The organism is Streptomyces sp. JLYT201 (assembly GCF_059448825.1).
The window spans coordinates 7,079,598-7,106,257 of record NZ_CM182551.1 but is presented as its reverse complement, the minus strand read 5'-3'; the positions used below and the strand labels follow the sequence as shown (position 1 = coordinate 7,106,257).

At 71.3% G+C, this 26,660-nt stretch carries 24 protein-coding genes; 14 read left to right on the top strand and 10 right to left on the bottom strand.

Features of this window, described 5'->3' with window-relative positions; translation table 11 throughout:
• Nucleotides 1-89: 89 nt before the first annotated feature.
• The 5 genes from lpdA to AC5WAM_RS30010 all read left to right on the top strand — a co-directional run bounded on the left by lpdA (nucleotide 90) and on the right by AC5WAM_RS30010 (nucleotide 8,297).
• The gene (gene lpdA, locus AC5WAM_RS30030) at nucleotides 90-1,478 is read left to right on the top strand and encodes a dihydrolipoyl dehydrogenase (RefSeq protein WP_366791381.1); all 1,389 of its coding nucleotides are present in this window, start codon (nucleotides 90-92) and stop codon (nucleotides 1,476-1,478) included.
• A gap of 100 nt (nucleotides 1,479-1,578) precedes the next feature.
• Nucleotides 1,579-3,375, top strand: a complete 1,797-nt coding sequence (gene sucB / locus AC5WAM_RS30025; protein ID WP_495519463.1) for a 2-oxoglutarate dehydrogenase, E2 component, dihydrolipoamide succinyltransferase — start codon at nucleotides 1,579-1,581, stop codon at nucleotides 3,373-3,375.
• 126 nt (nucleotides 3,376-3,501) lie between these two features.
• The gene (locus AC5WAM_RS30020; RefSeq protein ID WP_138959321.1) at nucleotides 3,502-4,146 is read left to right on the top strand and encodes a GntR family transcriptional regulator; all 645 of its coding nucleotides are present in this window, start codon (nucleotides 3,502-3,504) and stop codon (nucleotides 4,144-4,146) included.
• Between the two features lie 277 nt (nucleotides 4,147-4,423).
• Nucleotides 4,424-7,129 (top strand): pyruvate dehydrogenase (acetyl-transferring), homodimeric type, encoded by a 2,706-nt coding sequence (aceE, locus tag AC5WAM_RS30015; protein WP_495519462.1) that lies wholly within the window; start codon nucleotides 4,424-4,426, stop codon nucleotides 7,127-7,129.
• 190 nt (nucleotides 7,130-7,319) lie between these two features.
• Nucleotides 7,320-8,297: a helix-turn-helix transcriptional regulator gene (locus tag AC5WAM_RS30010; RefSeq protein WP_366791384.1), complete on the top strand. Its 978-nt coding sequence runs from the start codon at nucleotides 7,320-7,322 to the stop codon at nucleotides 8,295-8,297.
• Nucleotides 8,298-8,340: 43 nt separating this feature from the next.
• On the opposite strand, the gene AC5WAM_RS30005 is transcribed toward AC5WAM_RS30010, so the two are convergent.
• On the bottom strand, nucleotides 8,341-9,276 hold the full coding sequence (locus AC5WAM_RS30005; RefSeq protein ID WP_495519461.1) for an SDR family oxidoreductase: 936 nt from the start codon (nucleotides 9,274-9,276) through the stop codon (nucleotides 8,341-8,343).
• Between the two features lie 133 nt (nucleotides 9,277-9,409).
• On the opposite strand from AC5WAM_RS30005, the gene AC5WAM_RS30000 reads away from it, so the two are divergent.
• Nucleotides 9,410-9,931 carry a DUF4240 domain-containing protein gene (locus tag AC5WAM_RS30000; RefSeq protein WP_366791461.1) on the top strand — a complete coding sequence of 174 codons (522 nt, stop codon included), beginning with the start codon at nucleotides 9,410-9,412 and terminating at the stop codon, nucleotides 9,929-9,931.
• Nucleotides 9,932-9,997: 66 nt separating this feature from the next.
• Here AC5WAM_RS30000 and AC5WAM_RS29995 read toward each other — a convergent pair whose 3' ends face one another.
• Both AC5WAM_RS29995 and AC5WAM_RS29990 read right to left on the bottom strand, forming a co-directional pair.
• Nucleotides 9,998-11,131 (bottom strand): PP2C family protein-serine/threonine phosphatase, encoded by a 1,134-nt coding sequence (locus AC5WAM_RS29995; RefSeq protein ID WP_366791386.1) that lies wholly within the window; start codon nucleotides 11,129-11,131, stop codon nucleotides 9,998-10,000.
• Nucleotides 11,132-11,283: 152 nt separating this feature from the next.
• Entirely contained in the window at nucleotides 11,284-11,772 is a 489-nt protein-coding gene (locus tag AC5WAM_RS29990) for a GNAT family N-acetyltransferase (RefSeq protein ID WP_172384107.1), read from the bottom strand.
• Between the two features lie 62 nt (nucleotides 11,773-11,834).
• Here AC5WAM_RS29990 and AC5WAM_RS29985 point away from each other — a divergent pair, with 62 nt between their 5' ends.
• Nucleotides 11,835-12,770 carry a TIGR01777 family oxidoreductase gene (locus tag AC5WAM_RS29985; protein ID WP_495519460.1) on the top strand — a complete coding sequence of 312 codons (936 nt, stop codon included), beginning with the start codon at nucleotides 11,835-11,837 and terminating at the stop codon, nucleotides 12,768-12,770.
• Between the two features lie 297 nt (nucleotides 12,771-13,067).
• Entirely contained in the window at nucleotides 13,068-14,492 is a 1,425-nt protein-coding gene (locus AC5WAM_RS29980) for an NAD(P)/FAD-dependent oxidoreductase (RefSeq protein ID WP_495519459.1), read from the top strand.
• A 147-nt stretch (nucleotides 14,493-14,639) separates the two neighbouring features.
• On the opposite strand, the gene AC5WAM_RS29975 is transcribed toward AC5WAM_RS29980, so the two are convergent.
• On the bottom strand, nucleotides 14,640-16,085 hold the full coding sequence (locus AC5WAM_RS29975; protein ID WP_138959330.1) for an NsdA family TPR-like regulatory protein: 1,446 nt from the start codon (nucleotides 16,083-16,085) through the stop codon (nucleotides 14,640-14,642).
• 252 nt (nucleotides 16,086-16,337) lie between these two features.
• Between AC5WAM_RS29975 and lipB the strand changes: the two genes are divergently transcribed.
• The 4 genes from lipB (at nucleotide 16,338) to AC5WAM_RS29955 (ending at nucleotide 19,631) form a co-directional block, all read left to right on the top strand.
• On the top strand, nucleotides 16,338-17,198 hold the full coding sequence (lipB, locus tag AC5WAM_RS29970; protein ID WP_495519458.1) for a lipoyl(octanoyl) transferase LipB: 861 nt from the start codon (nucleotides 16,338-16,340) through the stop codon (nucleotides 17,196-17,198).
• 137 nt (nucleotides 17,199-17,335) lie between these two features.
• Complete coding sequence (gene lipA / locus AC5WAM_RS29965) at nucleotides 17,336-18,301, top strand: lipoyl synthase (RefSeq protein WP_495519457.1); 966 nt, start codon at nucleotides 17,336-17,338, stop codon at nucleotides 18,299-18,301.
• Nucleotides 18,302-18,692: 391 nt separating this feature from the next.
• Nucleotides 18,693-18,896, top strand: coding sequence for an SCO2195 family GlnR-regulated protein (locus AC5WAM_RS29960; protein WP_138959333.1), 204 nt, complete (start codon nucleotides 18,693-18,695; stop codon nucleotides 18,894-18,896).
• Nucleotides 18,897-18,926: 30 nt separating this feature from the next.
• Entirely contained in the window at nucleotides 18,927-19,631 is a 705-nt protein-coding gene (locus AC5WAM_RS29955; protein ID WP_138959334.1) for a DUF4191 domain-containing protein, read from the top strand.
• A 191-nt stretch (nucleotides 19,632-19,822) separates the two neighbouring features.
• Here the strand turns inward: AC5WAM_RS29955 and AC5WAM_RS29950 are convergent, their stop codons facing one another.
• A complete protein-coding gene (locus AC5WAM_RS29950; protein WP_138959335.1) occupies nucleotides 19,823-20,290 on the bottom strand; it encodes an RDD family protein in 468 nt (155 codons plus the stop codon).
• 234 nt (nucleotides 20,291-20,524) lie between these two features.
• Between AC5WAM_RS29950 and glnA the strand changes: the two genes are divergently transcribed.
• Both glnA and AC5WAM_RS29940 read left to right on the top strand, forming a co-directional pair.
• Nucleotides 20,525-21,934, top strand: a complete 1,410-nt coding sequence (gene glnA / locus AC5WAM_RS29945) for a type I glutamate--ammonia ligase (RefSeq protein WP_138959336.1) — start codon at nucleotides 20,525-20,527, stop codon at nucleotides 21,932-21,934.
• Nucleotides 21,935-22,305: 371 nt separating this feature from the next.
• Nucleotides 22,306-23,493, top strand: a complete 1,188-nt coding sequence (locus AC5WAM_RS29940) for a hypothetical protein (RefSeq protein WP_495519456.1) — start codon at nucleotides 22,306-22,308, stop codon at nucleotides 23,491-23,493.
• A 149-nt stretch (nucleotides 23,494-23,642) separates the two neighbouring features.
• Here AC5WAM_RS29940 and AC5WAM_RS29935 read toward each other — a convergent pair whose 3' ends face one another.
• From AC5WAM_RS29935 to AC5WAM_RS29915, 5 genes are all read right to left on the bottom strand, one after another.
• A complete protein-coding gene (locus tag AC5WAM_RS29935) occupies nucleotides 23,643-24,086 on the bottom strand; it encodes an NUDIX domain-containing protein (RefSeq protein ID WP_495523675.1) in 444 nt (147 codons plus the stop codon).
• A 104-nt stretch (nucleotides 24,087-24,190) separates the two neighbouring features.
• Entirely contained in the window at nucleotides 24,191-24,556 is a 366-nt protein-coding gene (locus tag AC5WAM_RS29930) for an ASCH domain-containing protein (protein ID WP_495519455.1), read from the bottom strand.
• A complete protein-coding gene (locus AC5WAM_RS29925) occupies nucleotides 24,553-25,668 on the bottom strand; it encodes a hypothetical protein (protein WP_495519454.1) in 1,116 nt (371 codons plus the stop codon). The genes AC5WAM_RS29930 and AC5WAM_RS29925 overlap by 4 nt, the downstream gene beginning before the upstream one ends.
• Nucleotides 25,665-26,174 (bottom strand): hypothetical protein, encoded by a 510-nt coding sequence (locus tag AC5WAM_RS29920; RefSeq protein ID WP_495519453.1) that lies wholly within the window; start codon nucleotides 26,172-26,174, stop codon nucleotides 25,665-25,667. Before AC5WAM_RS29920 ends, AC5WAM_RS29925 begins: the two co-directional genes overlap by 4 nt.
• Nucleotides 26,168-26,626, bottom strand: a complete 459-nt coding sequence (locus tag AC5WAM_RS29915; protein WP_495519452.1) for an ATP-binding protein — start codon at nucleotides 26,624-26,626, stop codon at nucleotides 26,168-26,170. The genes AC5WAM_RS29920 and AC5WAM_RS29915 overlap by 7 nt, the downstream gene beginning before the upstream one ends.
• Nucleotides 26,627-26,660: the final 34 nt, after the last annotated feature.

Below are 26,660 nucleotides of genomic sequence, written 5' to 3'. Positions count from 1 at the left end.
AAGAAGAGCGGCCGTATACCAGCCGACCGACCGGTCGTCCCCGGCAATGAGGGGTCCGGCGCACGGCGCACATGCATGGAGGACGTGACGTGGCGAACGACGCCAGCACCGTTTTCGACCTAGTGATCCTCGGCGGTGGTAGCGGCGGTTACGCCGCGGCCCTGCGCGCCTCGCAGCTGGGTCTCGACGTCGCACTGATCGAGAAGAACAAGCTCGGCGGCACCTGCCTGCACAACGGCTGCATCCCGACGAAGGCGCTGCTGCACGCCGGCGAGGTCGCCGACTCGGCGCGCGAGGCCGACCAGTTCGGTGTCAAGGCCACCTTCGAGGGCATCGACATCAACGCCGTCCACAAGTACAAGGACGACGTCATCGCGGGCCTGTACAAGGGCCTGCAGGGTCTGGTCGCCTCCCGCAAGGTCACCTACATCGAGGGCGAGGGCCGCGTGTCGTCCCCGACCTCCGTCGATGTGAACGGCCAGCGGATCCAGGGTCGCCACCTCCTCCTGGCGACCGGTTCCGTGCCGAAGTCCCTGCCGGGCCTGGAGATCGACGGCAACCGCATCATCTCCTCGGACCACGCGCTGACCCTGGACCGCGTGCCGCAGTCCGCGATCATCCTGGGCGGCGGCGTCATCGGCGTCGAGTTCGCCTCGGCGTGGAAGTCCTTCGGCACGGACGTCACGGTCATCGAGGGCCTCAAGCACCTCGTGCCGGTCGAGGACGAGAACAGCTCCAAGCTCCTTGAGCGCGCCTTCCGCAAGCGCGGCATCAAGTTCAACCTCGGCACCTTCTTCGAGAAGGCGGAGTACACCGAGAACGGCGTGCGCGTCACCCTCGCCGACGGCAAGACCTTCGAGGCCGAAGTGCTGCTCGTGGCCATCGGCCGCGGCCCGGTCTCCCAGGGCCTCGGGTACGAGGAGCAGGGCGTCGCCATGGACCGCGGCTACGTCCTGGTCGACGAGTACATGCGCACGAACGTCCCGACGATCTCCGCCGTCGGCGACCTCGTCCCCACCCTCCAGCTCGCGCACGTCGGCTTCGCCGAGGGCATCCTGGTGGCGGAGCGCCTGGCCGGTCTGAAGACCGTGCCGATCGACTACGACGGCGTGCCGCGGGTGACGTACTGCCACCCCGAGGTCGCGTCGGTCGGCATCACCGAGGCGAAGGCCAAGGAGATCTACGGCGCGGACAAGGTCGTCGCCCTCAAGTACAACCTCGCGGGCAACGGCAAGAGCAAGATCCTCAAGACCGCGGGCGAGATCAAGCTCGTCCAGGTCAAGGACGGTGCCGTGGTCGGCGTCCACATGGTCGGCGACCGCATGGGTGAGCAGGTGGGCGAGGCCCAGCTGGTCTACAACTGGGAGGCCCTGCCCGCCGAGGTGGCGCAGCTCATCCACGCCCACCCGACGCAGAACGAGGCGCTCGGCGAGGCCCACCTCGCCCTCGCCGGCAAGCCCCTGCACTCCCACGACTGACCTTCAGTCCACGGACGCGACCGACCACAGACTTCTTCCCCAAGCTCTCGGCTACGCTCGAGCAGGGGAGACCCCATTTTCGTAAGGAGCAACCGAAACCATGGCGGTTTCCGTATCCCTTCCGGCGCTCGGCGAGAGCGTCACCGAGGGCACTGTCACCCGTTGGCTGAAGGCCGAAGGCGAGCGCGTCGAGGCCGACGAGCCGCTGCTCGAGGTGTCGACCGACAAGGTCGACACCGAGATCCCCTCGCCCGCCGCGGGCATCCTGGCCTCCATCAAGGTCGCCGAGGACGAGACCGTTGAGGTCGGCGCCGAGCTGGCCGTCATCGACGACGGCTCCGGCGCTCCCGCCGAGGCCCCGGCCCCGGCCCCGGCCGCCGAGCCCGCTCCGGCCGCCGAGCCCGCCCCGGCGCCCGCCGCCGAGGCCCCGGCCGCTCCGGCCGCCCCCGCCGAGGCGCCCGCCGCCCCGGCCGGCGGTGCCGCCGAGGGCACCGACGTCACGCTGCCCGCGCTCGGCGAGTCCGTCACCGAGGGCACCGTCACCCGCTGGCTGAAGGAGGTCGGCGAGGAGGTCTCGGCCGACGAGCCCCTCCTCGAGGTCTCCACCGACAAGGTCGACACCGAGATCCCCGCGCCGGTCTCCGGCGTGCTCCTCGAGATCACCGTCGCCGAGGACGAGACCGCCGAGGTCGGCGCGAAGCTCGCCGTCATCGGTGCCGCCGGTGCCGCCCCCGCGGCCGCTCCGGCCGCCGCCCCGGCCGCCCCCGCCGAGGCCCCGGCGCCCGCCCCGGCCCCGGCCCAGCCGGCCGCCCCGGCTCCGGCTCCGGCCGCCCCGGCCGCTCCCGCCCCGGCTCCGGCCAAGCCCGCGGCCCCCGCCGCCCCGGCTGCGGCTCCGGCCGCTCCGGCCAAGCCCGCCGCTGCCGCTCCGGCCGCCCCGGCCCCGGCCACCCCGGCCGACGACGGCGCCTACGTCACCCCGCTGGTGCGCAAGCTCGCCGCCGAGAACGGCGTGGACCTGGGCTCGGTCAAGGGCACCGGTGTCGGTGGCCGCATCCGCAAGCAGGACGTGCTCGCCGCCGCCGAGGCCGCGAAGGCCACTCCGGCTCCGGCTCCCGCCGCCGCCCCGGCCGCCGCTCCGGCCGCCTCGAAGGCCCCGGCCCTCGAGGTGTCCCCGCTGCGCGGCCAGACCGTCAAGATGACCCGCATGCGCAAGGTCATCGGCGACAACATGATGAAGGCGCTGCACGGCCAGGCCCAGCTCTCCAGCGTGGTCGAGGTCGACATCACCAAGCTGATGAAGCTGCGCGCCAAGGCCAAGGACGGCTTCGCCGCCCGCGAGGGCGTCAAGCTCTCCCCGATGCCGTTCTTCGTCAAGGCGGCGGCGCAGGCGCTGAAGGCCCACCCGGTCGTCAACGCCCGCATCAACGAGGACGAGGGCACCATCACCTACTTCGACTCGGAGAACATCGGCATCGCCGTGGACTCCGAGAAGGGCCTGATGACCCCGGTCATCAAGGGTGCCGGTGACCTGAACCTGGCCGGCATCGCCAAGGCGACCGCCGACCTGGCCAACAAGGTCCGCGCCAGCAAGATCACCCCGGACGAGCTGTCCGGCGCGACCTTCACCATCTCCAACACCGGCTCGCGCGGCGCGCTGTTCGACACGATCATCGTGCCGCCGAACCAGGTCGCCATCCTGGGCATCGGTGCCACGGTCAAGCGCCCGGTGGTCATCAACCACCCGGACCTCGGCGAGACCATCGCCGTGCGCGACATGACCTACGTGACGCTGTCCTACGACCACCGCCTGGTGGACGGCGCGGACGCCGCCCGTTACCTGACCACGGTCAAGGCGATCCTGGAAGCGGGCGAGTTCGAGGTCGAGCTCGGCCTGTAAGGGCCCGGAGACGGACTGTAAGACTCGTCTCATCGGCGGCTGCGCCCCCGTCCGGAGGTTTCCGGACGGGGGCGCAGCCGTATTGTCTAGAGGTCGCCCGTAGTAGCCGACCTCCGGAGCCCCCATATGACCGCGCCCGTCATTCACTCGCTGCGCGAACAGATTCGCGAGCACATTGTGGAAGGCATCGTCAGCGGTCGCTGGAAGCCGGGCGAGCGGATCGTGGAGCGGCGCATCGCCGTCGAGCTGGAGGTCAGCCAGACGCCGGTGCGCGAGGCCCTGCGGGAGCTGGAGTCCCTGCGCCTGATCGAGTCCGCGCCCAACAAGGGCGTGCGCGTGCGCAACCTCTCCGCGGCCGACCTGGAGGAGAGCTACCCCGTCCGGGCGGGCCTGGAGGCCATCGCGGCCGAGCTCGCCGCCGACGGGCTCGCGGCGGACTGCTCGGCCCTGGAGCCGCACGTCGCCGCCCTGTACGAGGCGGACCGGGCGAGCGACGGCACCGGGCAGGTGCGGCACACGGTCGCCTTCCACCGCGAGATGGTGCGGGCGGCGGGCAACTCGGTGCTCCTGCACACCTGGGAGGGGCTCGGCATCGAGGTCTTCACCGCGCTCTCCATCCGCTGGCTCGGCACCGTCCAGCAGTCGTACGCGGAGGAGCACGAGGCCCTGGTGCAGGCGTTCCGGCGCCGTGACCCCCGGATCGCGGAGCTCGTGAAGGCCCATGTCCTCGGCTGTGCGCCCCGGCCCGACGGTGACGCTCATCCCGAGTGAGCCGCGCTCATACGTCGTCCCACCTGCGCGGATCCGATGAATCCAAGGCACCCGGTGCCCTGCACCCTGGCACCCTGTGCCTACTTTTGCCCCGAGAGGGAAGTTTTCCGCTCAACGCTTTGATCGATCATCGATCGCTGGCTTACAGTCGACGACGGGCTCCCACCGGGGCCCCGCGCCCTGTCCTGCCAAAGACCTAGGGCACCCCCGACCCTTTCCGTTAAGGGCCCCCGCCCGACCAGGCACGGGAACCCCTCCGACTCAGGAAGGCGGCGTAATGACCGACCCCTCCCGCATCCAGCCGAGCGAGCTCGACCAGCTCCCGGACCGCGACCCCGAGGAGACCGCCGAATGGCAGGCCTCCCTGGACGCCGTGACCAAGGCGGCCGGGCCGCACCGTGCCGCGTATCTGATGCGCCGCACGCTGGAGCGCGCCGAGGGCGCGGGCCTGGCGCTGCCCAAGCTCCTTGAGACGGACTACGTCAACAGCATCCCGACCTCCGCCGAGCCCGTCATCGACGGCGACGAGGCGATGGAGTCCCGCATCACCGCGTGGAACCGCTGGAACGCGGCCGCGATGGTCACCCGCGGCTCCAAGTACGGCGTCGGCGGCCACATCGCCACCTTCGCCTCGGCCGCCTGGCTGTACGAGACCGGCTTCAACCACTTCTTCCACGGCAAGGAGGGCGACGGTTCCGGCGACCAGCTGTACATCCAGGGCCACGCGTCGCCCGGCATCTACGCCCGCGCCTTCCTCGACGGCCGTCTGAACGAGACGCAGCTCGACAACTTCCGCCAGGAGTCGGGCGGCGACGGCCTGCCGTCGTACCCGCACCCGCGCCGCCTGCCCTGGCTGTGGGAGTTCCCCACCGTCTCCATGGGCCTCGGCCCGCTGTCGGCCATCTACCAGGCCCGCTTCAACCGCTACCTGACGAACCGCGGCATCAAGGACGTCTCGTCCTCGCACGTGTGGGCGTTCCTCGGCGACGGCGAGATGGACGAGCCGGAGTCGACGGCGGCCCTCGCACTCGCCGCCCGTGAGGAGCTGGACAACCTCACCTTCGTCATCAACTGCAACCTCCAGCGCCTCGACGGCCCGGTGCGCGCCAACTTCAAGATCGTGCAGGAGCTGGAGGCCCAGTTCCGCGGCGCGGGCTGGAACGTCGTCAAGTCCCTGTGGGGCGGCGCCTGGGACGAGCTGTTCGCGCTCGACACCACCGGTGCCCTCGTCCGCCGTCTGCGCGAGGTGCCGGACGCGCAGGTGCAGACGTACCAGACGCGTGACGCCGCGTACATCCGCGCGGACTTCTTCGGCAAGGACCCGGCGCTCGTCGAGATGGCGAAGCTGCTGAGCGATGACAAGATCCTCGAGTGTTTCCACCTGTCCCGCGGTGGCCACGAGCCGCGCAAGGTGTACGCCGCGTACAAGGCGGCCCTCGCGCACAAGGGCGCGCCGACCGTCATCCTGGCGCAGACCGTCAAGGGCTTCACCCTCGGTGAGGGCTTCGCGTCCAAGAACGCGAACCACCAGATGAAGAAGCTGTCGACGGACGAGTTCAAGAACATGCGTGACCTTCTTGAGCTGCCCATCAGCGACAGCCAGTTCGTCGACGGCCAGGTGCCCTACGGCCACCCCGGCGCCGACTCCCCCGAGGTCCGCTACCTCCAGGAGCGCCGCGCGGCCCTCGGCGGCCCGGCCCCGGCCCGCCGCACGCACCCGCTCGCCCCGCTGCCCGCGCCCGCCGACAAGGCCTTCGCGGCCTTCGACAAGGGCTCCGGCTCGCAGTCGGTCGCCACCACCATGGCGCTCGTCCGGCTGGTCAAGGACCTGGTGCGCGACAAGGAGACCGGCAAGCGCTGGGTGCCGATCGTCCCCGACGAGGCGCGCACCTTCGGCATGGAGTCGCTGTTCCCCTCGCTCGGCATCTACTCGCCCAAGGGCCAGACGTACGAGCCGGTCGACCGCGACCAGCTGATGTACTACAAGGAAGCCAAGAACGGCCAGATCCTCAACGAGGGCATCACCGAGGCCGGCTCGATGGCGGACTTCATCGCCGCGTCGTCCGCGTACGCCACGCACGGCGAAGCGATGATCCCGTTCTACATCTTCTACTCGATGTTCGGCTGGCAGCGCACCGCCGACCAGATGTGGCAGCTCGGCGACCAGCTCGGCCGCGGCTTCCTCATCGGCGCCACGGCCGGCCGTACGACGCTGACGGGCGAGGGTCTGCAGCACGCGGACGGCCACTCGCCGCTCATCGCCTCCACCAACCCGGCGGCGCTGACGTACGACCCGGCGTTCGCCTACGAGATCGGTGCGATCGTCAAGGAGGGCCTGCGCCGCATGTACGGCGAGGCCAAGCCGGGCGACGCCGCCGAGGACAAGGACGTCTTCTACTACCTGACGGTCTACAACGAGCCGATGCCGCAGCCCGCGAAGCCCGCGGGTGTGGACGAGGGCATCATCAAGGGCCTGTACCGCTTCAACACGGCCGAGACCGCGGGCCTGTCCCCCGCGGCCAACGCCGCGCGGATCCAGCTCATCGGCTCGGGCACGGCTATCCACTGGGCCCTGAAGGCCCAGCGGATGCTCGCCGAGGAGTGGGGCGTGGCCGGTGACGTCTGGTCCGCGACCTCCTGGACGGAGCTGCGCAGGGACGCCCTGGAGGCGGACGAGGCGCTGCTGCGCGGCGAGGAGCGGGTGCCGTACGTGCGTCAGGCGCTCGCCGGTGCGGAGGGCCCCGTGCTCGCGGTGTCCGACTACATGCGCCAGGTGCCCGACCAGATCGCCCAGTGGGTCGAGCAGGACTACTCCTCGCTCGGCGCGGACGGCTTCGGGCTCTCCGACACGCGTGACGCGGCCCGCCGCCACTTCGGCGTCGACGCCGAGTCGATCGTCGTCGCGGCGCTCGCGCAGCTGGCCCGCCGCGGCGCGGTGCCGGCGTCGGCGGTGAAGGAGGCCCGGGCCAAGTACGGCCTGTAAGCCTCCGGCTCGGTACGAGGGGGTGCGGGGGTCCTGCCCGGGGTGGGCAGGACCCCCGCACCCCCTTTTTTTGCGCCGCTGACGCGGCGGTTCCTCCCACCCGCCCACCCGTGGCTCCACGGCTTCGCCGGGCGCGGGCCCGCCGCGGAGCGCTTTCCCGCCGTCGCCGCGCGCGCGGCATGATGGGGGCATGCGTGCTGCCCGGCTTATCAAGATGGTGTTGCTGCTGCAGGCGCGGGCCTCGATGACCGCGGGCGAGCTCGCGGCCGAGCTGGAGGTGTCGGAGCGGACCATCACGCGGGACGCGCAGGCGCTCTCGGAGGCGGGCGTGCCGGTGTACGCGGACCGGGGGCGGGCCGGGGGCTACCGGCTGATCGGGGGCTACCGGACCCGGCTCACCGGGCTCGCCCGCAGCGAGGCGGAGGCCCTGTTCCTGTCGGGCGTGCCGGGCGCGCTGCGCGAGATGGGCCTGGAGGACGCCGCGTCCGCGGCCCGCCTCAAGGTGTCCGCCGCCCTCCTGCCCTCCCTGAGCGACGCCTCGCAGAACGCGGCGCAGCGCTTCCACCTGGACGCCCCGGGCTGGTTCAAGGAGACCCCGGCCCCGGAGCTGCTGCCCGCCGTGGCCGACGCGGTGTGGGACGACCGCCGCGTCATCGCCCGCTACCGCCGCCAGGACAGCGAGGTGGAGCGGGAGTTGGAGCCGTACGGCCTCGTCCTGAAGGCGGGCGTGTGGTACCTGTGCGCCCGTGTCCCGGACACCGGTTCCTTCCGGGTGTACCGCATCGACCGCTTCACGGCCGTCTCCTCGGCCGCCTCCGGCGACGACCGCTTCGTACGGGACGAGGAGTTCGACCTGCCCGGCTTCTGGGAGGAGCGGGCCGCGCAGTTCGCGCGGGCCATCCTGCGGGACGAGGCCGTCCTCAGGCTGTCTCCCGACGGGGCCCGGCAGCTTCCGTACGTCACGGACCGCGCCGCCGCCCACGAGGCCCTCGACGGCGCGGAACCCGACGAGCGGGGCCGGGTGACCGTCACCCTGCCCGTCGAGTCCCCCGCCGTCGCGTACACGCAGATGCTCGCGCTGGGCCCGGAGGTGGAGGTCCTGGAGCCGCCGGAGCTGCGCGAGCGGCTCGCGACCACGGCGGCGCGGATGGCCGAGCTCTACCGGTGACGGCCCGGTAGCGGCCGCCCCGTGACGGCCGCCCGGTGACGGCCTACCGGTAGCCGGTCACGTCCGCGGCCGGGCCTTCCTGGTCGACCTCCGTGATGTACCGCCAGGCGTCCGGCGCCGAGCCGTCCACGTCCGTGAAGCCGTACTCCTTGGCGAGCCCGCCGCTGGAGAGCGACTGGCCGTTGAAGCGCGCCACCTCGGGGTCGGCGGCGAGCGCGGCGAGGGCGCGGCCGACGTACGTGGGGGTCTCGGAGATCGCGAAGTGCGGGTTCTGCTTGGTGCCTTCGTGCCAGTTCTCCTCGGTGACCTTGAAGTACGTGTCGAGCATGGCCTCCGAGCGCAGCCAGCCCGGCGTCAGGCAGACCGCCGTGCAGCCGTACTCCGTGAGCTCCTCGGCGAGCGCGCGGGCCATCCGCAGCGGGGCCGCCTTGGCGAGGTCGTAGTAGTAGGGCTTGCGGTAGCGCTTGTTGTACTCCTCGGTGCCGTCGGTGACCTCGACGACCAGGCCGCCCTCGTTGCGGATGAGCAGCGGCAGCGCGAAGCGGCTGGTCACGATGTGGGTCTCGACGCCGAGGCGCAGGACGCGCAGGCCCTTGTCGAGGTCGTGCTCCCACATCTTCTTGTCCCACTCGACGTGGACGTCACCGCCCCAGATGTCGTTGACGAGGATGTCGAGGCGGTGCTGCTCCTTGTCGATGCGGTCCACGAGCGCCTCGACCTGCTCGGGGTCGAGGTGGTCGGTGGGGACGGCGATGCCGCGGCCGCCCGCCGCGGTCACGAGCTCCGCCGTCTCCTCGATGGTCTCGCGGCTGCGCCCGACCTCGCTGACGTGCTCGCGGGTCGTGCGTCCGGTCGCGTACACGGTGGCTCCGGCCCGGCCGAGTTCCACGGCCATGGCCCGCCCGGCCCCGCGCGTGGCCCCGGCGACGAGGGCGATCTTTCCGGACAGGGGGCCCGTGGTGGTCTGTGCGTTCTCCATGCGTCGAGCCTTCCACCGAAAGCCGACATCCTCTGTCGGGCTTTCCAGGGGCATGTGCACACATAACGACACAGCCGCATTCCGGAGCACTCCGCGTGCGCCCCTACCCGCCAGGGCAGATGCTTGTCCCGTGATGGACGAGACGGAGTTCTGGGAGATCGTGGACAGCACCCGGGAGGCCGCCGACGGCGACCCGGAGGACCACGCCGAGCTGCTGGTCGAGCGGCTGCTGCGGGCCGACCCGGACGCCGTGCTCGACTTCGCGCGGCACTTCGAGGCCCGCTACAACCGCGCCTACCGCTGGGACCTGTGGGGCGCCGCGTGGGTGCTGCTCGACGGCGTCAGCGACGACGCCTTCGACTACTTCCGGTGCTGGCTCATCGGGCAGGGCCGCGAGGTCTTCGAGGGCGCCCTGCACGACCCGGACTCCCTGGCCGAGCTCCTCGACGACTTCGACGAGGAGCTCGACGGCGACGGCGAGGAGCTCGGCTACGCGGCCGACGAGGCGTACGAGCAGCTCACCGGGGTCGTGGCGCCGGACCTCGGCATCGCCCCCGCGCCGCCGGAGCCGGCGGGCACCCCGATCGACTTCGAGGACGACGCGGTGCTCGCGCAGCGGTTCCCGAAGCTGTGGGAGCGGTTCGCCGCCCGCTGAGCCCCGGCCCGCACCGCCTCCGTGTCTCCGTCCCCCCTGTCTCTCCACCCCCGGTGTCTAGTGCCGTCAGCGCTCCCACGCGAACACCAGGAGCGCCACGTCGTCCCGTACCCCGCCGGAGAACCGCACCAGATCCCGCCAGATCGCGTCCGTCAGGGCCGCCGGGTCGTCCCGCTCGGCCTCGAAGAGCGCGGGCAGCCGGGCCGCCAGCGGATAGAAGGCCCCGGAGGCGTCCCTGGCCTCGGTCACGCCGTCCGTCACGGTCAGGAGCCAGTCCCCCGGCCGCAGCGCCACCACGGTCTCCTGGGGCGGCGCGACCCCGGCGATGCCGAGGCCGAGCGGGGGCCCCGGGGACACCTCCAGCTCGGTGACGGCGGTGCCGCGCAGCAGCAGGGGCGGCGGATGGCCACAGGAGACCAGGCGCAGCGCGTCGGCGTCGGCCTCGGCTCCGAACTCCATGAGCAGGGCGGTGGCGAAGAGTTCGCCGGGCTCGCCGCGCCGCGCGTCCCCGGTGTCCGCGACGGCCTCGGCGTCGGTGACCAGGCGCCGGTCGAGGCGGGCGGCGACGCCCTCCAGGTCGGGCTCGTCGAGGGCCGCCTCCCGGAAGGCGCCGATCAGCGCGGCCACGGTCCCGACGGCCGCGAGGCCGTGCCCCTGGACGTCGCCGACCATGGCCCGCACGCCGCGAGGGCCCCGGCGGACGTCGAAGAGGTCGCCGCCGACCAGGGTGCCGTGCTGCGCCGCCCGGTACAGGCCCGCGCAGCGCACCGGACCCACCCGCTCCGGCAGCGGCGGAAGCACCGCGAACTGCGCGGCCTCCGCGACCGTGCGGACGGTGATGAGCTGGGCGTCCCTACGGCTGCGGACGGCGGCGAAGACCACGCTGAGCACGGCCACGAAGGCCACGGTCGCGGTGTCGCTCTCGCCGGGGTGGCCGAGGTCGTAGCGCGGGAGGTTGAGCATCACGAGCACCAGGCCGCCGAGGAGCGCGGTGGCGGCGGGCCCGTAGGCGAGGGCGGCGAGCGGCGGGACGGCCGCGAGCAGGAAGCTCAGGTCGAGGGACTTGGGCGTGAGGACCTGGATGACCACGGTCAGGACCAGGAGCACGGGCGCGGGCCAGCGCATCCAGGGCGGGGTGGGCAGGCGGCCCGGCAGGTCGGGGTCGCGCGCTCTCCGCCGCCCTACCGCGGGCCTGGGCATGCGGGCTCCTTCCCGGCGACGGGGGTCGTCCTCACGCTCCTACGAGCGCGGGGCGTCCGCACGCCGGGCCGGTCAGGTCGGGTGTCGCACGGCCCCCGCGCGGCGGCCGGGGGACGGCTCCACGGCCGGACGGGCAGCCGGGTCCCGGCAGGTCACAGCACGCGGCCCATCAGCACGTCGTCCACGTACTGCCCGTCGAGGAGGAACTCCCCGGGCAGGACGCCCTCGGTCACGAAGCCCTCGGACTCGTACAGCGCCCGGGCGGGCGCGTTGTGGCCGAGGACCCGCAGGGTGAGGCGGCGCGCGCCCTGGCGGCGGGCCTCCGCCACGACCGCCCTGATCAGCTCCCGGCCCACGCCCTTGCCGCGCACCTGCTCGGCGACGACGAAGCCGAGGATCTGGCGTACGTGCGCGTTGACGGCGAGCGGGGTGGGGAAGCCGAGCCGGATGTAGCCGACGACCTGGCCGTCCACCTCCGCGACCAGGTGGTCGCGGGGGCCGAAGCGGTCGGAGAAGAACGGCTCGTGCGGGGGTGCGGGGCGGGGCTGCACGGAGTGCACGGTGGACCAGTTCTCGCGGTCCAGGCGGGCCAGCACGTCGTCGTCGCCCGCGCGGGCCGCGCGTATGTACGTCTGCTGCATGAGCGTCACTGTACGGCGCGAGTACGACGCCCCACCCGCCCTTTTCGCGGCAGGATGGGCCCATGGAGCCTACGCGTCCGCAGCACTCGGACTCTTCGGAACAGCCCGCCCGTGTCGCCGTCGCCGGCGCCTCCGGACTCATCGGATCGGCCCTCACGCGCTCCCTCGCGGCCGACGGACACGAGGTGGTGCGGCTCGTCCGGCGCGCCCCGCGCACGGCGGACGAGGTGCGCTGGGACCCCGCGGCGGGCCGCGTGGACACGGCGGGGCTCGCGGGCTGTACCGCCGTGGTCAACCTGGCGGGCGCCGGGATCGGCGACCGGCGCTGGAGCGACGCGTACAAGCGGGAGATGTACGACAGCAGGGTGCTCGGCACGAAGGCGCTGGCCACCGCCGCGGCCTCGCTCGACGAGCCGCCCCGGGTGTTCGTGAACGGCAGCGCGATCGGCTACTACGGGGACACCGGTGACCGCGCGGTCGACGAGAGCGCCCCCGCGGGCGAGGGCTTCCTGCCGTCGATGTGCGTGGACTGGGAGGCGGCGGCCCGGCCCGCCCAGGACGCGGGCATCCGCACGGCCTTCGCGCGCAGCGGCCTGGTGGTGGCGCGCTCGGGCGGCGCCTGGGGGCGGATGTTTCCGCTGTTCAAGGCCGGCCTGGGCGGGCGGCTCGGGAACGGGCGGCAGTACTGGAGCTTCATCGCGCTGCGCGACGAGGTGGCCGCCCTGCGGCATCTGCTGGCCCGCGACGACCTGTCCGGCCCCTTCAACCTGACCGCGCCGACGCCCGTGACCAACCGCGAGGTGACGGACGCGATGGGCCGGGCGCTGCGCCGGCCGACGCTGTTCCCGGCCCCCGCGCCGGTCCTGCGCGTGGTGCTCGGGGAGATGGCCGGGGAGGTCCTCGGCAGCCAGCGGGTGCTTCCCGCGCGGCTCTTGGAGTCGGGGTTCGCCTTCGCGCACCCGACGGTCGACGGGGCGGTGCGGGCGGCGCTGAAGTAGCCGCGGGCCCGGGTCCCCCAGGGGCGCGGGGAGCTGCGCGCCCGGCCCCCGCGCACCGCACCCGACGAACCGCGGTCAAGGGGTGCCACGGGGTCGGCCCCGGCGTTCACGGCGCTTCCGCGTGCCCACGCGCAATCGTTTCGCCGTCCGCGTGCGACCGCCGTGCGACCATGCCCGGTCCATGCGCGACTGCCGCCGCCCCGCGGGGCTCCTACCCTCAAGCGGAACTCGGGGATTCCGCCGCCCTGTGACGGGCATAAGCGTCCCCAGCAGCCGCGCAACCTCCGGGAGGAGCACGTGCCAGAGCCTGCGCACCATGCGGATGTCGTCATCGTGGGAGCCGGGGTCTCGGGACTGTCGGCCGCACACCAGCTGAACAGGGCCGGAGTAACGACCGTCATCCTGGAGGCCGCCCCTTACGTCGGGGGCCGCATGTCGACCGAGAAGGTGGACGGCTTCCGGCTCGACAAGATCGGGCAGCTGCTCAGCACGTCGTATCCGGAACTACGTCACACGCCGGGTCTCGACGCCCTCGCCCTGCGCCCGTTCGCACCCGGTCTGCTCGTCCACAGCGAGGGACAGCACCATCGCGCGGCGGAGTTCATCGGCGGCCAGAGCCCCAGGCGCACAAGGGGCGCACTCCATGCGGCGCGCGCCCTGGCGAGCGCCCCCCTGGTCCCGCGCCCGGCCCGCGCGGGCGCCAGGACGCCGCTGCGGACGGCGGAGGGGGCCCCGCCCGGCCGCGCGCTGCGGCCGTCACGACCGCCCGCGCGCAGCACCCCGCTGGGGAGCGCGCTCGACCAGGCCCGGCTCGGCGCCGCGCTGGCCCGGCTCGCCGCCACCCCGGTGCGGCGGCTGCTCGCGCGCCCCGAACTCCCGGCCGGGCGGGCCCTGTCCGCGCGCGGCCTGCCCGCCCGCACCGTCGAGGGCTTCCTGCGCCCGCTGCTGTCCGCGCTGCTCTGCGACCCCGACCTGACGACGTCGAGCCGGTGCGCCGACCTCGCCCTGCACGCGTTCGCGCGCGGCCGTCTGTGTCTGCCCGAGGGCGGCGCCGACGCCCTGCCCGAGCTGCTGGCGGCCGCGCTGCCGCCGGGGACGGTGCGCACCGGCGTCCGCGTCACCGCGGTGGCCGCCAACCGCGTGACCACCGCCGAGCACGGCGAACTGACCTGCCGGGGCGTCCTCCTGGCCACCGACGCGCGCGCCGCCGCCGAGCTGCTTCCCGGTCTTCGCGTGCCGTCCTTCCACCCGATGACCGTCGTGCACCACGCGGCCCCCGAGCCGCCGCTCGCCGAGCCCGCGCTGCTCCTGGACGCCGACCGGCGCGGCCCGGTCGCGCACACGGCCGTCGTCAGCCACGTCGACCCCACGCGCGCGCCCGCGGGCCGCTTCCTCGTCTCGTCGACGGTCCTCGGGCCGCCGCCGGACGACCTCGACCGCACCGTGCTCACCCACCTCGCCGAGCTGTACGGCACGCCGACGGACCGGTGGGAGCTGCTCGCCGCGCACCACACCCGCGAGGCGGTGCCCGCGATGCCGCCGCCGCACGACCTGCGCCGTCCGGTGCGGCTCCTGTCGGGCCTGTACGTGTGCGGCGACCACCGCGACACGAGCACGGTGCAGGGCGCCCTGCACTCGGGCCGCCGCGCGGCCCACGCCGTCCTGGCCGACCTGGGTATCACCCCCACGCACACCAAGGACCAGCTCCCGACCGCCGCGTAGGGGGCAGCGCCCCGAAGGGGCGCGGGGCTGCTTCGATGTGCGGCTCCGCCGCGCGAGCGCGACCAGCCCCCACGAACCCGCACCCGACCGGCGACGAGACAAGGGGGAAAGGGGAAGGGGGGCGCCCCGCCGGAGGCGCCCCCGTGGTCAGCCGAGCGCCGCGATCTTGTCGCGGTACCCGCGCACCGGTGCCGCGTCCCGGTACGGCTCCAGGCGGCGCTCGAAGTCGCGCACGTACTCCACCGCCCGCACCGAGCGCATCTCGCCCGCCGCCTGGGCCGCCTCCGCGCCCAGCTGGCAGGCCTGCTCCAGCTCGCCGAGGCCGAGGCGCGAGGTGGCGAGGACGACCCGGCAGAAGAGCCGGGAGCGGGCGTACCCGGGGGCCCGCAGCTGGAGGGAGCGCTCGGCGTGCTGGGCGGCCGCGCGGTACTGCTGGAGGTCGCGGTTGCAGTGCGCGAACTCGTCGGCGAGCTGGGCCTCGTCGAAGAAGCGCGCCCAGTACGGGACCTCGTCACCGGGCCGGGCGGCTTCCAGGGCGCGCTCGGCGCGCACCATGGAGGCCGTGCACGCCCTCACTTCGCCGAGTACGCCGTGGCCGCGCGCCTCCACGGCGTGCAGCAGGGCCTGCACCACCGGCGGCGCGGAGGAGCCCACGCCCTGCTGGGCGACCCGGGCCAGCTGCACCGCTTCGCGGCCGTGGCCCAGATAGACGGCCTGGCGGCTCATCGTGATCAGGACGTAGGAGCCGTACGCGCGATCGCCCGCCGCCTGGGACAGGCGCAGGGCCTGCACGAAGTACCGCTGGGCGAGGCCGTGCGCCGCGATGTCGTACGACGTCCAGCCCGCGAGCCGGGTGAGGTCGGCGGCGGCCGCGAACAGGCGGCGCCCGGCCTGTTCGTTGTAGGTGCCGCGGAGCATCGGCTCGGCCTCGTGCTCCAGATAGCGCACTAGGGCCTGGCGGGCGTGGCCGCCGCCGTAGGCGTGGTCGAGCGCGCGGAACAGCTCGCCGACGGAGCGCAGCGCCGCGATGTCGCCGCCGGACACGCGGTGCCCGGGTCCGCGGTCGGTGTCCCGGCGCTGGCGCGGCACCCCGGGGCGGCCCTGCGGGGGCACCCGCGGCGGCTGCGGCGGCTCCCCGCCGCGGGCGACGCGCTCGTCGGCGCGGCCGATGAGCCAGTCCCGGCTCGGCACCACGAGCCCGGCCGGGGTGAAGGCGATCTTGCGCAGTTCGGCGTGGCTGCCGGAGTCCTTGCGCCACAGGCCGCCGACGATGTCGATGGCCTCCTCGGGCGTCGCCGCGAACTCCAGCCCCGCGTAGACGGGCGCGCAGGCGTCGAGCCCGAGGTCCTGCGCGGAGAGCCGGCGGCCGAGGCGGCGGGTGAAGACCTCGGCGATCAGCGCGGGCGTCGTACCGCGCGGCTGCTGGCCACGGAGCCAGCGTGTCACCGATGTTTTGTCGTACCTGAGGTCGAGCCCGTGTTCGAGCCCTAGCTGATCGACGCGACGGGCCAGGCCCGCATTGGAGAATCCAGCTTCCGCGATGAGTGCGGCGAGCTGGCGGTTGGGGGTGCGCTGCGGGGGTCGTTCCGTCATCAGCTGTGCGGTCTCCTGCCCTTTGGGCCTGCCTTGAGCAGCCCATTTGGCCTCGTGAACGGCGTGAATGTAACGGCCTGCACCGCCCCCATCGCGACCTTCAAGCCGCATTCATCCGATCGTGTGAGGATTGGCCGGAGGGCTGACGGGAGAACGCCAGTCGTACAGTGGCTGGGGCGCGATCCGTGCACGGTGAAGGTTTCCGTGAGCGGTGAGGTTCCGGTGCACGGTGAGGTTAGGGAGGCACGCGCCGTGGGCGAGTTGCGATTCATCCGGCTGGGCTTCGGCCCGGACTACGTCGAGTACCAGGAGGCCTGGGACGAGCAGCGCCGCGTGCACGCGGCCCGGTTCGCGGACGAGGGCCCCGACACCTGCCTGCTGCTCGAGCACGCGCCGGTGTACACGGCGGGCCGCCGCACGGCCGACAACGAGCGCCCGCTGGACGGCACGCCGGTCGTGGACGTGGACCGGGGCGGCAAGATCACCTGGCACGGCCCGGGGCAGCTCGTCGGCTATCCGATCCAGAAACTGCCCCGTCCGGTGGACGTCGTAGCACATGTACGGCGCCTGGAAGAGGCACTTATCCGAACGTGTGCCGACTTCGGTGTGGTCACCACGCGGGTCGAGGGCCGCAGCGGCGTGTGGGTGCTCGGCGACCCGGTGGAGCGGCGCCCGGCCCTCGGCGGGCTCGATCTGGACTTCGACCCGCGCCTGACGGACGACGAGTTCGACCCCCGCCTCAACGGCCCGGAGTACGCGCCCTCCAACGCGGGCCAGCGCCGCGAGGACCGCAAGGTCGCCGCGATCGGCATCCGCGTCGCCAAGGGCGTCACGATGCACGGCTTCGCGCTGAACGTGAACCCGGACAACACCTGGTTCGACAGGATCGTCCCGTGCGGCATCCGCGACGCGGGTGTGACGTCGATCGCCAACGAGCTGGGGCGCGACATCACGATCGCCGACGTCCTGCCGGTGGTCGAGAAGCACCTCAAGGACGTCCTGGAGAACGCGGACCTGAAGCCGCGGGTCATCGAGCAGCAGCCCGCGGAGACCTCCGGGCACGCCGCCGCGGGGCCGGCCGCCGAGCGGGTCCCCGAGACCGCCGCCTCCTAGCCGCCGCGCGGCCGGGGGCGCTTTCGGGAATGCACCCCCTTGGCCAGAGGTTGGCCGGGAGTAAGCCCCATGAGACAACGGGCGTACCCTGGGGTGCGCCGATGAATCGAAGTTACGCCAGCTAGCAGGGAGCCGATGTGTCCGCAGTCGCACCCGACGGACGCAAGATGCTGCGCCTGGAGGTCCGGAACGCCCAGACCCCCATCGAGCGCAAGCCCGAGTGGATCAAGACCCGGGCGAAAATGGGCCCCGAGTACAACGCCCTCCAGAAGCTCGTGAAGAGCGAGGGCCTGCACACGGTCTGCCAGGAAGCGGGCTGTCCCAACATCTACGAGTGCTGGGAGGACCGCGAGGCGACGTTCCTCATCGGCGGTGACCAGTGCACGCGGCGCTGTGACTTCTGCCAGATCGACACCGGCAAGCCGCAGGCCCTCGACCGCGACGAGCCCCGCCGCGTCGGCGAGTCCGTCGTCACGATGGACCTGAACTACGCCACGATCACCGGCGTCGCCCGCGACGACCTGGAGGACGGCGGCGCCTGGCTGTACGCGGAGACGGTCCGCCAGATCCACGCGATGACGGCGGAGCGCGAGAGCGGCCACACCAAGGTCGAGCTGCTGATCCCCGACTTCAACGCGGAGCCGGACCAGCTCGCCGAGGTCTTCTCCTCCCGCCCCGAGGTGCTCGCCCACAACGTGGAGACGGTGCCGCGCATCTTCAAGCGCATCCGCCCCGGCTTCCGCTACGAGCGCTCCCTGAAGGTCATCACCGAGGCCCGCGCGGCGGGCCTGGTCACCAAGTCGAACCTGATCCTCGGCATGGGCGAGACCCGCGAGGAGGTCAGCGAGGCGCTCCAGCAGCTGCACGACGCGGGCTGCGAGCTCATCACGATCACCCAGTACCTGCGCCCGTCGGTGCGGCACCACCCGGTGGAGCGCTGGGTGAAGCCGCACGAGTTCGTGGAGCTCAAGGAGGAGGCCGAGGAGATCGGCTTCTCCGGCGTCATGTCGGGCCCCCTGGTCCGCTCCTCGTACCGCGCGGGGCGGCTCTACCAGATGGCGATCGAGCGCCGCGGCGCGTACGTGGCCTCGCAGGCGGTCTGACGCAGGAGCGGGGCCGGGCCGGAGGGTACGGGTCCGCATCGGAGCGTGTGCGTCCGCATCGGGGCGGGCGCGTGTGAATCCGCGCACAAGCAGCTACCACTCGGTAGTGGCCGAGATTTCCCGGCCCATACGGTCTCCGCAGGTAGGGGCGACCGTATGGGCCGCGTCAGTGTTCGGGCCCTTCGCGTCAAGGCTTCATCGGTGTTTGACCGCTCGGTCACGCCCTGGTAACACCAATCAGTGACGCTGGAACTACCGCACGTAGGGCCTTACCCAGAGGCCTGGCGGGAGTCCCAGCAACTGGCCCCCACCGCACGACGCAGTGCCAGCGAGAGCCACTCGTAGCGTTCCCCCGTTCACCATCGCTTCTCGGATCTCGGAGGGCATCACCATGCAGGCCGCGCCCGTACGCGCCACCGCCATTCCGTCCGTCACCGACGCGCTGCGCGCCGTCGAGTCCCTGCTCCTGCGCGGCGGCCAGCGCACCGCACGCCGCAACGCCTGGACCTCCGTGCTCGAGGACCGGCGCCGCGCGAAGGACCGGGTCGAGGCACAGCGCGTACTGGAAGAGGCGGGACCAACCCGCACGTCGTAGTACCCCGCCGGGACACGTAGACTTCACGGCATGGCGAGGAAGGAAACCACCGCGGCGGACGCCGCGGCGAACCCGGGGCGACTCAAGCAGATCGCCCTCACGTACAAGATGACCCGGCGGACCGACTCCAAGATCGGTCTCGTCATCGCAGCTGTGGGAATCGTCACCTTCGGTGTCTTCCTCGCGATCGGCCTCTGGATCGACCACCCCGTTTATCTCGGCATCCTGGGCTTCGTGCTCGCCTTCCTCGCGATGGCGATCGTCTTCGGGCGCCGCGCCGAGCGGGCGGCCTTCGGGCAGATGGAAGGCCAGCCCGGCGCGGCGGCCGCGGTGCTCGACAAGATCGGCCGCGGCTGGACGACGACCCCCGCGGTCGCGATGAACCGCAGCCAGGACGTGGTGCACCGGACCGTCGGCAAGGCGGGCATCGTCCTCGTCGCCGAGGGCAACCCGAACCGCGTGAAGCCGCTGCTGGCCGCGGAGAAGAAGAAGATGGCCCGCATCGTCGCGGACGTCCCCGTGCACGACGTCATCGTCGGCACGGGCGAGGGCCAGGTCGAGCTGAAGAAGCTGCGCACGACGCTCCTGAAGCTCCCCCGCGTCCTCCAGGGCCCCCAGGTGACGGCGACCAACGACCGCCTGAAGGCGATGGGGGACCTCATGAGCAACATGCCCCTGCCCAAGGGGCCGATGCCCAAGAACGTGCGCATGCCGCGTGGTCCGAAGGCGCGCTAGCGCGACGTACGCGTGAACGCCGATGGGGCGGTCCGAACCTTCTGGTGCGGACCGCCCCATCGGCGTCTGTGCGTGTACCGGCGTCTGGAGGTGTGCGTGCCCCGGCGTACGAGGGCGGTGTCCGGCGAGGTACGGGTACGGGAGCGACGTCCGGCGACGTACCGATACGGGTACGGGTACGGGTGCGGGAGCTAGCCGCGGATCTGTACCGCGCGGGCCAGGCGGTCGTGGAGGCCGCGGCCGTCGCGGTCCCAGATGATGGCGGGGATGCCGAGGCACAGCAGCACGCTGCGCACCAGCACGCGGCCCGGGCCGAGGCGGCCGCCGTCCTCGGCGATGACGCGCAGGCCGAAGAGGCGCTTGCCCGGCGTACAGCCGACCGTGCCGACGGTCAGCACGCTCATGACGAAGAGCAGGCCGAGCGCCCAGTTGCCCGCCGCCTGTGCGTTGTCCCGTGCGAACAGGCCGTATGCGATCACCATGACCAGGGCCCAGTCCACGGCGATGGCCCCGAGCCTGCGCCCGGGCCGGGCGATGGATCCCGGGCCCTCCTCGGGCAGGCCGAGCCGCTCTCCCCGGTATCCGAAGTCGACGCCCGCGTCCTCTGCTGCCGCGCGGGGGCCGGAGAGCCACGATCCGATTGCTTGCCTGTTGTCCACCCGTCCACGGTACTGCGCCCGATCGCGGGCGGGGCCCGGCGGGGTCCGGGTGGCGGGGGTCCCGCGGGGCCCCGGGCGGGTCGCGGCAACCCCGCCCGGTTAACTTCCGCGAAACAAACGGGTCACGCTTGAGAAATGCCCCCTCCCTATGGTCGGGTCCAGCGTGTGCCACCGCACTGGCCGCACGACCGAGCTGCAACCCCGCTCCTCCTGGGCGGGAGTAGGAGGAGCTGGATGTTCCAGAACGCCGACGACGCCAAGAAGTTCCTCGCGGACGAGGACGTGAAGTTCGTAGACGTCCGCTTCTGCGACCTGCCGGGTGTGATGCAGCACTTCACGGTGCCGGCGGAGGCGTTCGACCCCGACGAGGAGCTGGCCTTCGACGGCTCGTCCATCCGCGGCTTCCAGGCCATCCACGAGTCCGACATGGCGCTGCGCGCGGACCTGTCGACAGCCCGCGTGGACCCCTTCCGCCGCGACAAGACACTGAACGTCAACTTCTTCATCCACGACCCGATCACGGGCGAGCAGTACTCCCGCGACCCGCGCAACGTCGCCAAGAAGGCCGAGGCCTACCTCGCCTCCACCGGCATCGCGGACACCGCGTACTTCGGCCCCGAGGCCGAGTTCTACGTCTTCGACTCGGTGCGCTTCGAGACCTCCGCCAACCGCTCGATCTACGAGATCGACTCCGAGGCGGGCGCCTGGAACACCGGCGCGATCGAGAACAACCGCGGCTACAAGGTCCGCTACAAGGGCGGCTACTTCCCGGCTCCCCCGGTCGACCACTTCGCCGACCTGCGCGCGGAGATCTCCCTGGAGCTGGACAAGCAGGGCCTGAAGGTCGAGCGCCAGCACCACGAGGTGGGCACGGCGGGCCAGGCCGAGATCAACTACAAGTTCAACACGCTGCTCGCCGCGGCCGACGACCTGATGCTCTTCAAGTACATCGTGAAGAACGTCGCCTGGCGCAACGGCAAGACCGCGACCTTCATGCCGAAGCCGATCTTCGGCGACAACGGCTCGGGCATGCACGTCCACCAGTCCCTCTGGACCGGCGGCGAGCCCCTCTTCTACGACGAGCAGGGCTACGCGGGCCTCTCGGACACCGCCCGCTACTACATCGGCGGCATCCTCAAGCACGCCCCCTCGCTCCTCGCCTTCACGAACCCGACGGTGAACTCCTACCACCGCCTGGTCCCCGGCTTCGAGGCCCCGGTCAACCTGGTCTACTCGCAGCGCAACCGCTCCGCCGCGATGCGCATCCCGATCACGGGCTCCAACCCGAAGGCCAAGCGCGTCGAGTTCCGCGCCCCCGACCCGTCCTCCAACCCCTACCTCGCCTTCTCGGCCCTCCTCCTGGCCGGCCTCGACGGCGTCAAGAACAAGATCGAGCCGGCCGAGCCGATCGACAAGGACCTCTACGAGCTCGCCCCCGAGGAGCACGCGGGCGTCCCCCAGGTCCCCACCTCCCTCCCCGCGGTCCTCGACGCCCTGGAGGCGGACAACGAGTACCTCCAGGCCGGCGGCGTCTTCACCTCCGACCTGATCGAGACCTGGATCGACTACAAGCGCACCAACGAAATCGCCCCGATCCAGCTCCGCCCGCACCCGCACGAGTTCGAGCTTTACTTCGACATCTAAAGGGTGGGGTCGGGTGACCTGCAAGGGTCATCCAGAACGTGCTGCGACCTGCGAGAAGACTCCTCGTGAGTTCTCACAGTTCCCGACTGATTTCCGCCGCGTTGTGCACCGAGTGTGCACCGGACGACGAAATCTTGACCTAGCGTCAGTCACGACGTGAAGGCCGTCATCTACGGGTGGCGGCCTTCACTCATTACTCAGGCCTATGCCGCCACGACATCACCCCCATGTGAGCCCTCGCCTGCCCCGACCTCCTCAAGGGAACTGTGAGAGGCATGGAAGCTGTCGGAGAACCAGACCCAGCCTGCGTGCCGCCTCGCCGCAGAAAACGTGTGGGCGTTGTCGGGTGGGCGGTTCTACGATCGTTGGTCATGGGCGTATATGCGAGCCAGAGTCGGACGGATTCCTCGCCGAAGCGTGCAGCAGAGTCGCAGTCCGAGTTCCTTGGGAGGATCGCCGGCCCGTTCTGGGATCAGGTTCGGGATGTGATCAACGAATGGTGGTCACACCTCCCGGACCAAGCCCGGCCCGGTTTGCGCAGTCGGCTGTTGGATCGGAACTTCGACGCGAACGTCTACTCCGCGCTGTGGGAGTTGTACCTGCACGAGATGCTCATTCGCTCCGGTTGCACCGTGGAGGTCGAGCTTGGAATCGGCACTCGCGGTGCGAATCCCGACTTCCTGGTTAGCCAAGAGGGCAAGCAATTCGTCGTCGAGGCAAAGTGGACGGTTCAGCGCCTGGGCGAAACGGTACCCAACAGGCAGCTCCCACCCATCCTGATCGATGCTATCGATGATGTGCCCAGCCCCCACTTCTTCGTGTCTTACAGGATTCACCAGGCAGGGTCGGCAACACCATCGCAGAGGCGGCTGAAGGATGAGCTGCAGCGTTGGCTCGCCAGCCTTGACCCCGATCAGGTCATCGCTGATTACGAGCAAAAGGCGCCATTGCCCAAACACACCTGGCAGGAAGCCAACTGGTGCCTCTCGTTCGAAGCAATCCCCCGCAGCCCCAGCAAGCGAGGAAATCCCACGAGCAGGACAATCGGCATCTATCCCGCGATGGCCTGGATCAATGACGAGTCGGATCAAGTGCGCAAGGTAATCAAGAAGAAGGGAGGGAAGTACGGCGATCTAGCGCTGCCGTTCATCGTGGCGGTTGGCCGCGCGGGCTTCTTCCCTGAAGACGAAGACGTAGCGACCGCGTTGTACGGGACATCCGTCCAGTACGTCCACAACAGCGCGCCAGCCTTCGGCCGACGACCCGACGGCTACTGGACCGGCACCTACGCCCACGCTCACAGCCGGGTCAGTGGCGTGCTCACCGTAAACAACCCGGCGCCCTGGACCTGGACCAAGAACACCCCCGTCCTTTGGCAGAGCCCCGACCCCAGCTCGCTTCGGGCTCCCGTCCTCTCCGCCTGGAAAACGGCACAACTGGTCAATACCCAGGTTCGCTACCAGCCACCGGCCGACCCCGTCCACACCGCCCTCGGTCTGCCCGAACACTGGCCAGGCGGTGCCCCCTTCCCTCGAGGCCACCGGAATAGTGCGGACTGACTGCAGTCGCCGTCGTCCATGTCCGTCCGAAGGCTGCCCCCGCCATCAGAGATAGTGCCTGCAGGCATTGCAGCGGGGCAGCTACTCATGGCTTACGGTCGGTTCCTCGGAGCCATTGCCGTCGTCGGGACTTACGAACGGGCGAGTGTTCACTGGCGCCAACCAGCGAGAGACGCCTGCGGGCCATTGTCAAGGTATCGGTGAAGGGCGCTGGCGGTAGTGTCGACGAACTCCTCGGGGACGACGCTGGCATCCACCCAACTGACCTGAGCGTGTTTGCGGGGTTCACGGTTCTCGGGTTCGCCGGTCCATTCGTGGGCGACGAAGACGACTGTGAGGATGCCGTTTGGCGCTTCCACTCCCCAGGCTCCGTGGATGATGTGGGCGACCTTGAGGGACTCAGGCTTCACCGTGAGGCCGGTTTCCTCGTAGAGCTCGCGCACCGCGGTTTCGGTGATGGGTTCGCCGGGTTCGCTCTTGCCGACGGGCAGGTCCCACATGCCCTTGGCGAACTTGGCGTTCTGGCTGCGTTGGAGGACGACGCGGTTGGTGGCCCTGTCGTGGACGATGACGGCGGTGACCAGCAGGGTCATGGATTCGAGGGCGGGCTTGAGCTCTTGAGGGCGGCCGTCGGGCGTGGGCCCAGCCACGTGGTTCGAGCGCGGAATCGAGACGGCCTTGCGGGTGCGGTCCGACGTCATGCCCGGTCAGCCACCACGCGCTTGATCTCAATGGCCAAGGCGCCGAGGGCTTCCTTCTCAGGGCCGTAGATGGAGCGGATGTTGGCCAGCTGTTCGTCGCGACTCGCACGGGGGTTGACGTTGGCCGGGCCTTCGCCGTCGAGTAGCGCTTCGAACGTCTCGTACTCGGTGACGCGCAGGACGTGGACTTCGCAGGTCTCGTCGGTGCCCTTGATGCGGAAGCGGATGGTGTCGCCTGCGGCGAGGTCCTCCAGGTGCGGGTACTTCACCCGCACCTCGATGGTCTTGGTTCCCGCGGCCACGAGGTTGAAGTACTTACGGTAGAGGTTGAGTTCGCGGACGCGAGCCGTGGTGTCGGTCATGGGGCGGGGACGCTCCTGGGTGCTGGTGTCGTCATCATGCGGCCGATCTCGGCAGCTGAGTACGAGCGGAAGAAGTGGCGGGGGTCGGAGAGCAGGGTCTCGGTCAGGGCGAGCAGTTGCTCGGCGTACTCGGGCAACGAGCCGGGCCACTGCCGGGTGTCGAGCATCCAGTCGGCGGCGCCGTCGGGCAAGGACGCGTGGCCCTCGCGTATCAGGGATTTGGACAGCTTCGCGCCGGTGTCGGTGACGATCTGAGGGCAGAACAGGCGCGCGGGGAGCTGGGCTCGGGTGAGGCCGACCGCCTGGAGGGCTTCGTCCACGAGGTGGGAGCCGAAGACCCAGTCGCCGCCCTTGACCATGACGTGGAGCGTGTCGCGTGGGCTGGACAGGGCGAGTTCTTTGACGAGGTTGCGGTACAAGGTGGCCAGGTCCAGATACGCGCCTGTGGTGGGCTTGAAGGTCGTCTCATAGGGACCGTGGTGCAGGCACACAGCGGTCACCGTGGCGGCCTCCGGGCTGCTGGCGTGCACATGCGTGCGCTCGGCGTACTTCTCCGCCCAGCCGCATCCGAGATGTGGGCACGGAACGCGAATGTGCGGAGTGCCCGTCGAGGGGGCGAGCCACCAGCGGGCGGCGTCGATGCGCGGCAGGATCCGTAACCAGGTGCGACGGAAGTGCTCGCCCGCCTGCTGCTGTGTGTACGTCTCCACGCGGTACGGGATGCCCAGGCGCCGGGACAGCACGGCGAACAGGGGGTCGTACAGGGCGGCGACGAGGCCGGTGAGGGCTCGGGCGCCGAGGGCCTGGGCGTAGGCGCGCTGGTAGCGGTGGCCGGTCGCCGGGTCGGTGGTCAGCTCGCAGGGGGCGTTGTCGAGGGCGCTGAAGAGGACTTCCGTCGGCAGGCCGAAGCGGCTTCGGAGGCGGGCGGCCATGGCGAAGGCGAGGGACTGGACCAAGGAGGTGCCGAGGTGCGGGGCACCGTTGATCTGGGTGCCGACGACCAGCACGATCCGCTCGGGCGGTCCGGCCAGAATGCGTGGAGTGAGGACGTCCTCGGCGTGATGGAGGGCGTTGGCGAGCACGGTGTTCGGCGAGATGGGGTGCACTGTCACGGCGGATTCCCTTGGTCGGGGAGCAGTTCATTCGGTCCGGGTGTGGTCGAAGAGGAGCCGTCGCAGGAGCGTGGCGCGGTCGAGGCAGGAGTCGATCGCAGCGAGTGCGGCGGCACGCGGGAGGGCGTCGAGGCCCAGCACGAGGGCCGCCGGGGTGCGCTAACGAAGAAGCAGGGTTCAAGGTCTTCCTGCGGTATGCGCTTGCGGTACGGGGTTCCGTTGAAGCGCAGGGTGACGTCGGTCGGGCTGAGCGGGCGCAGGCGCGGCCCGATGTCGGGTGGTGGTGCTGTGGCGGGGCCGAGGCCGAGTGAGGTCGCGACGGCGCGCATGCGCTGCTCGATGATCGCGGGCGTCTCGTACGGGCTGCGGGGCGGCTGTGGCACGAGGAGCAGGCAGCACAGCGTGGCGCCGGTTGGGTCGGTGTCGAGCCAGGTGGCGGTCGCGAGGGAGGCGATCAGCCCAGGGCACGGGGTGTGCGGCTCAGTGGCGCGGGTGGGGATCAGCATGGGGTCACCGCCGGGACCTTGAAGGATGCCCAGACGCGTTTGCCGGGCCCTTCACGGGCTGCGACGCCCCAGTCATCGACGATGGCGGCGACCAGAAACAGGCCGCGTCCGTTGTCGCTGATGTCCCGCACTTGGTGTTGCCTGGGTGTGCTGTCGCCGCCGTCGTGGACTTCGACGAGGAGCTGGACGTCGTGGATTTCGACGCGTACGAGGATCACATCGTCGGTGGACGTCCCGTGCAGCAGCGCGTTCGTGACGAGTTCCGACGTGCAGAGACGGACCTCGTCGAGGCAGTCGCCGCAGCCCCACTGGATAAGGGTCTCGGCGATGAACTCGCGAGCTGCGCGTGCGGAGAGCTTGCGCCGGGCGAAGACCATCGCGCGCTGCGCCGTGGTGCCTGCGGCGTGATCCGGCCCGTCGGTATTCGACTCATCGCATGGTCTGTTGAGCATGCCCAACAGCCAACCGCCGTCGCTCGTTTGGGTC

Excerpts from the sequence above, each read along its gene's own strand:
- sucB (WP_495519463.1), top strand. The coding sequence starts at position 1,579 with ATGGCGGTTTCCGTATCCCTTCCGGCGCTCGGCGAGAGCGTCACCGAG.
- AC5WAM_RS30020 (WP_138959321.1), top strand. The coding sequence starts at position 3,502 with ATGACCGCGCCCGTCATTCACTCGCTGCGCGAACAGATTCGCGAGCAC.
- aceE (WP_495519462.1), top strand. The coding sequence starts at position 4,424 with ATGACCGACCCCTCCCGCATCCAGCCGAGCGAGCTCGACCAGCTCCCG.
- AC5WAM_RS30010 (WP_366791384.1), top strand. The coding sequence starts at position 7,320 with ATGCGTGCTGCCCGGCTTATCAAGATGGTGTTGCTGCTGCAGGCGCGG.
- AC5WAM_RS30005 (WP_495519461.1), bottom strand. The coding sequence starts at position 9,276 with ATGGAGAACGCACAGACCACCACGGGCCCCCTGTCCGGAAAGATCGCC.
- AC5WAM_RS30000 (WP_366791461.1), top strand. The coding sequence starts at position 9,410 with ATGGACGAGACGGAGTTCTGGGAGATCGTGGACAGCACCCGGGAGGCC.
- AC5WAM_RS29995 (WP_366791386.1), bottom strand. The coding sequence starts at position 11,131 with ATGCCCAGGCCCGCGGTAGGGCGGCGGAGAGCGCGCGACCCCGACCTG.
- AC5WAM_RS29990 (WP_172384107.1), bottom strand. The coding sequence starts at position 11,772 with ATGCAGCAGACGTACATACGCGCGGCCCGCGCGGGCGACGACGACGTG.
- AC5WAM_RS29985 (WP_495519460.1), top strand. The coding sequence starts at position 11,835 with ATGGAGCCTACGCGTCCGCAGCACTCGGACTCTTCGGAACAGCCCGCC.
- AC5WAM_RS29975 (WP_138959330.1), bottom strand. The coding sequence starts at position 16,085 with ATGACGGAACGACCCCCGCAGCGCACCCCCAACCGCCAGCTCGCCGCA.
- AC5WAM_RS29960 (WP_138959333.1), top strand. The coding sequence starts at position 18,693 with ATGCAGGCCGCGCCCGTACGCGCCACCGCCATTCCGTCCGTCACCGAC.
- AC5WAM_RS29955 (WP_138959334.1), top strand. The coding sequence starts at position 18,927 with ATGGCGAGGAAGGAAACCACCGCGGCGGACGCCGCGGCGAACCCGGGG.
- glnA (WP_138959336.1), top strand. The coding sequence starts at position 20,525 with ATGTTCCAGAACGCCGACGACGCCAAGAAGTTCCTCGCGGACGAGGAC.
- AC5WAM_RS29940 (WP_495519456.1), top strand. The coding sequence starts at position 22,306 with ATGGGCGTATATGCGAGCCAGAGTCGGACGGATTCCTCGCCGAAGCGT.
- AC5WAM_RS29935 (WP_495523675.1), bottom strand. The coding sequence starts at position 24,086 with ATGACCCTGCTGGTCACCGCCGTCATCGTCCACGACAGGGCCACCAAC.
- AC5WAM_RS29930 (WP_495519455.1), bottom strand. The coding sequence starts at position 24,556 with ATGACCGACACCACGGCTCGCGTCCGCGAACTCAACCTCTACCGTAAG.
- AC5WAM_RS29920 (WP_495519453.1), bottom strand. The coding sequence starts at position 26,174 with ATGCTGATCCCCACCCGCGCCACTGAGCCGCACACCCCGTGCCCTGGG.
- AC5WAM_RS29915 (WP_495519452.1), bottom strand. The coding sequence starts at position 26,626 with ATGCTCAACAGACCATGCGATGAGTCGAATACCGACGGGCCGGATCAC.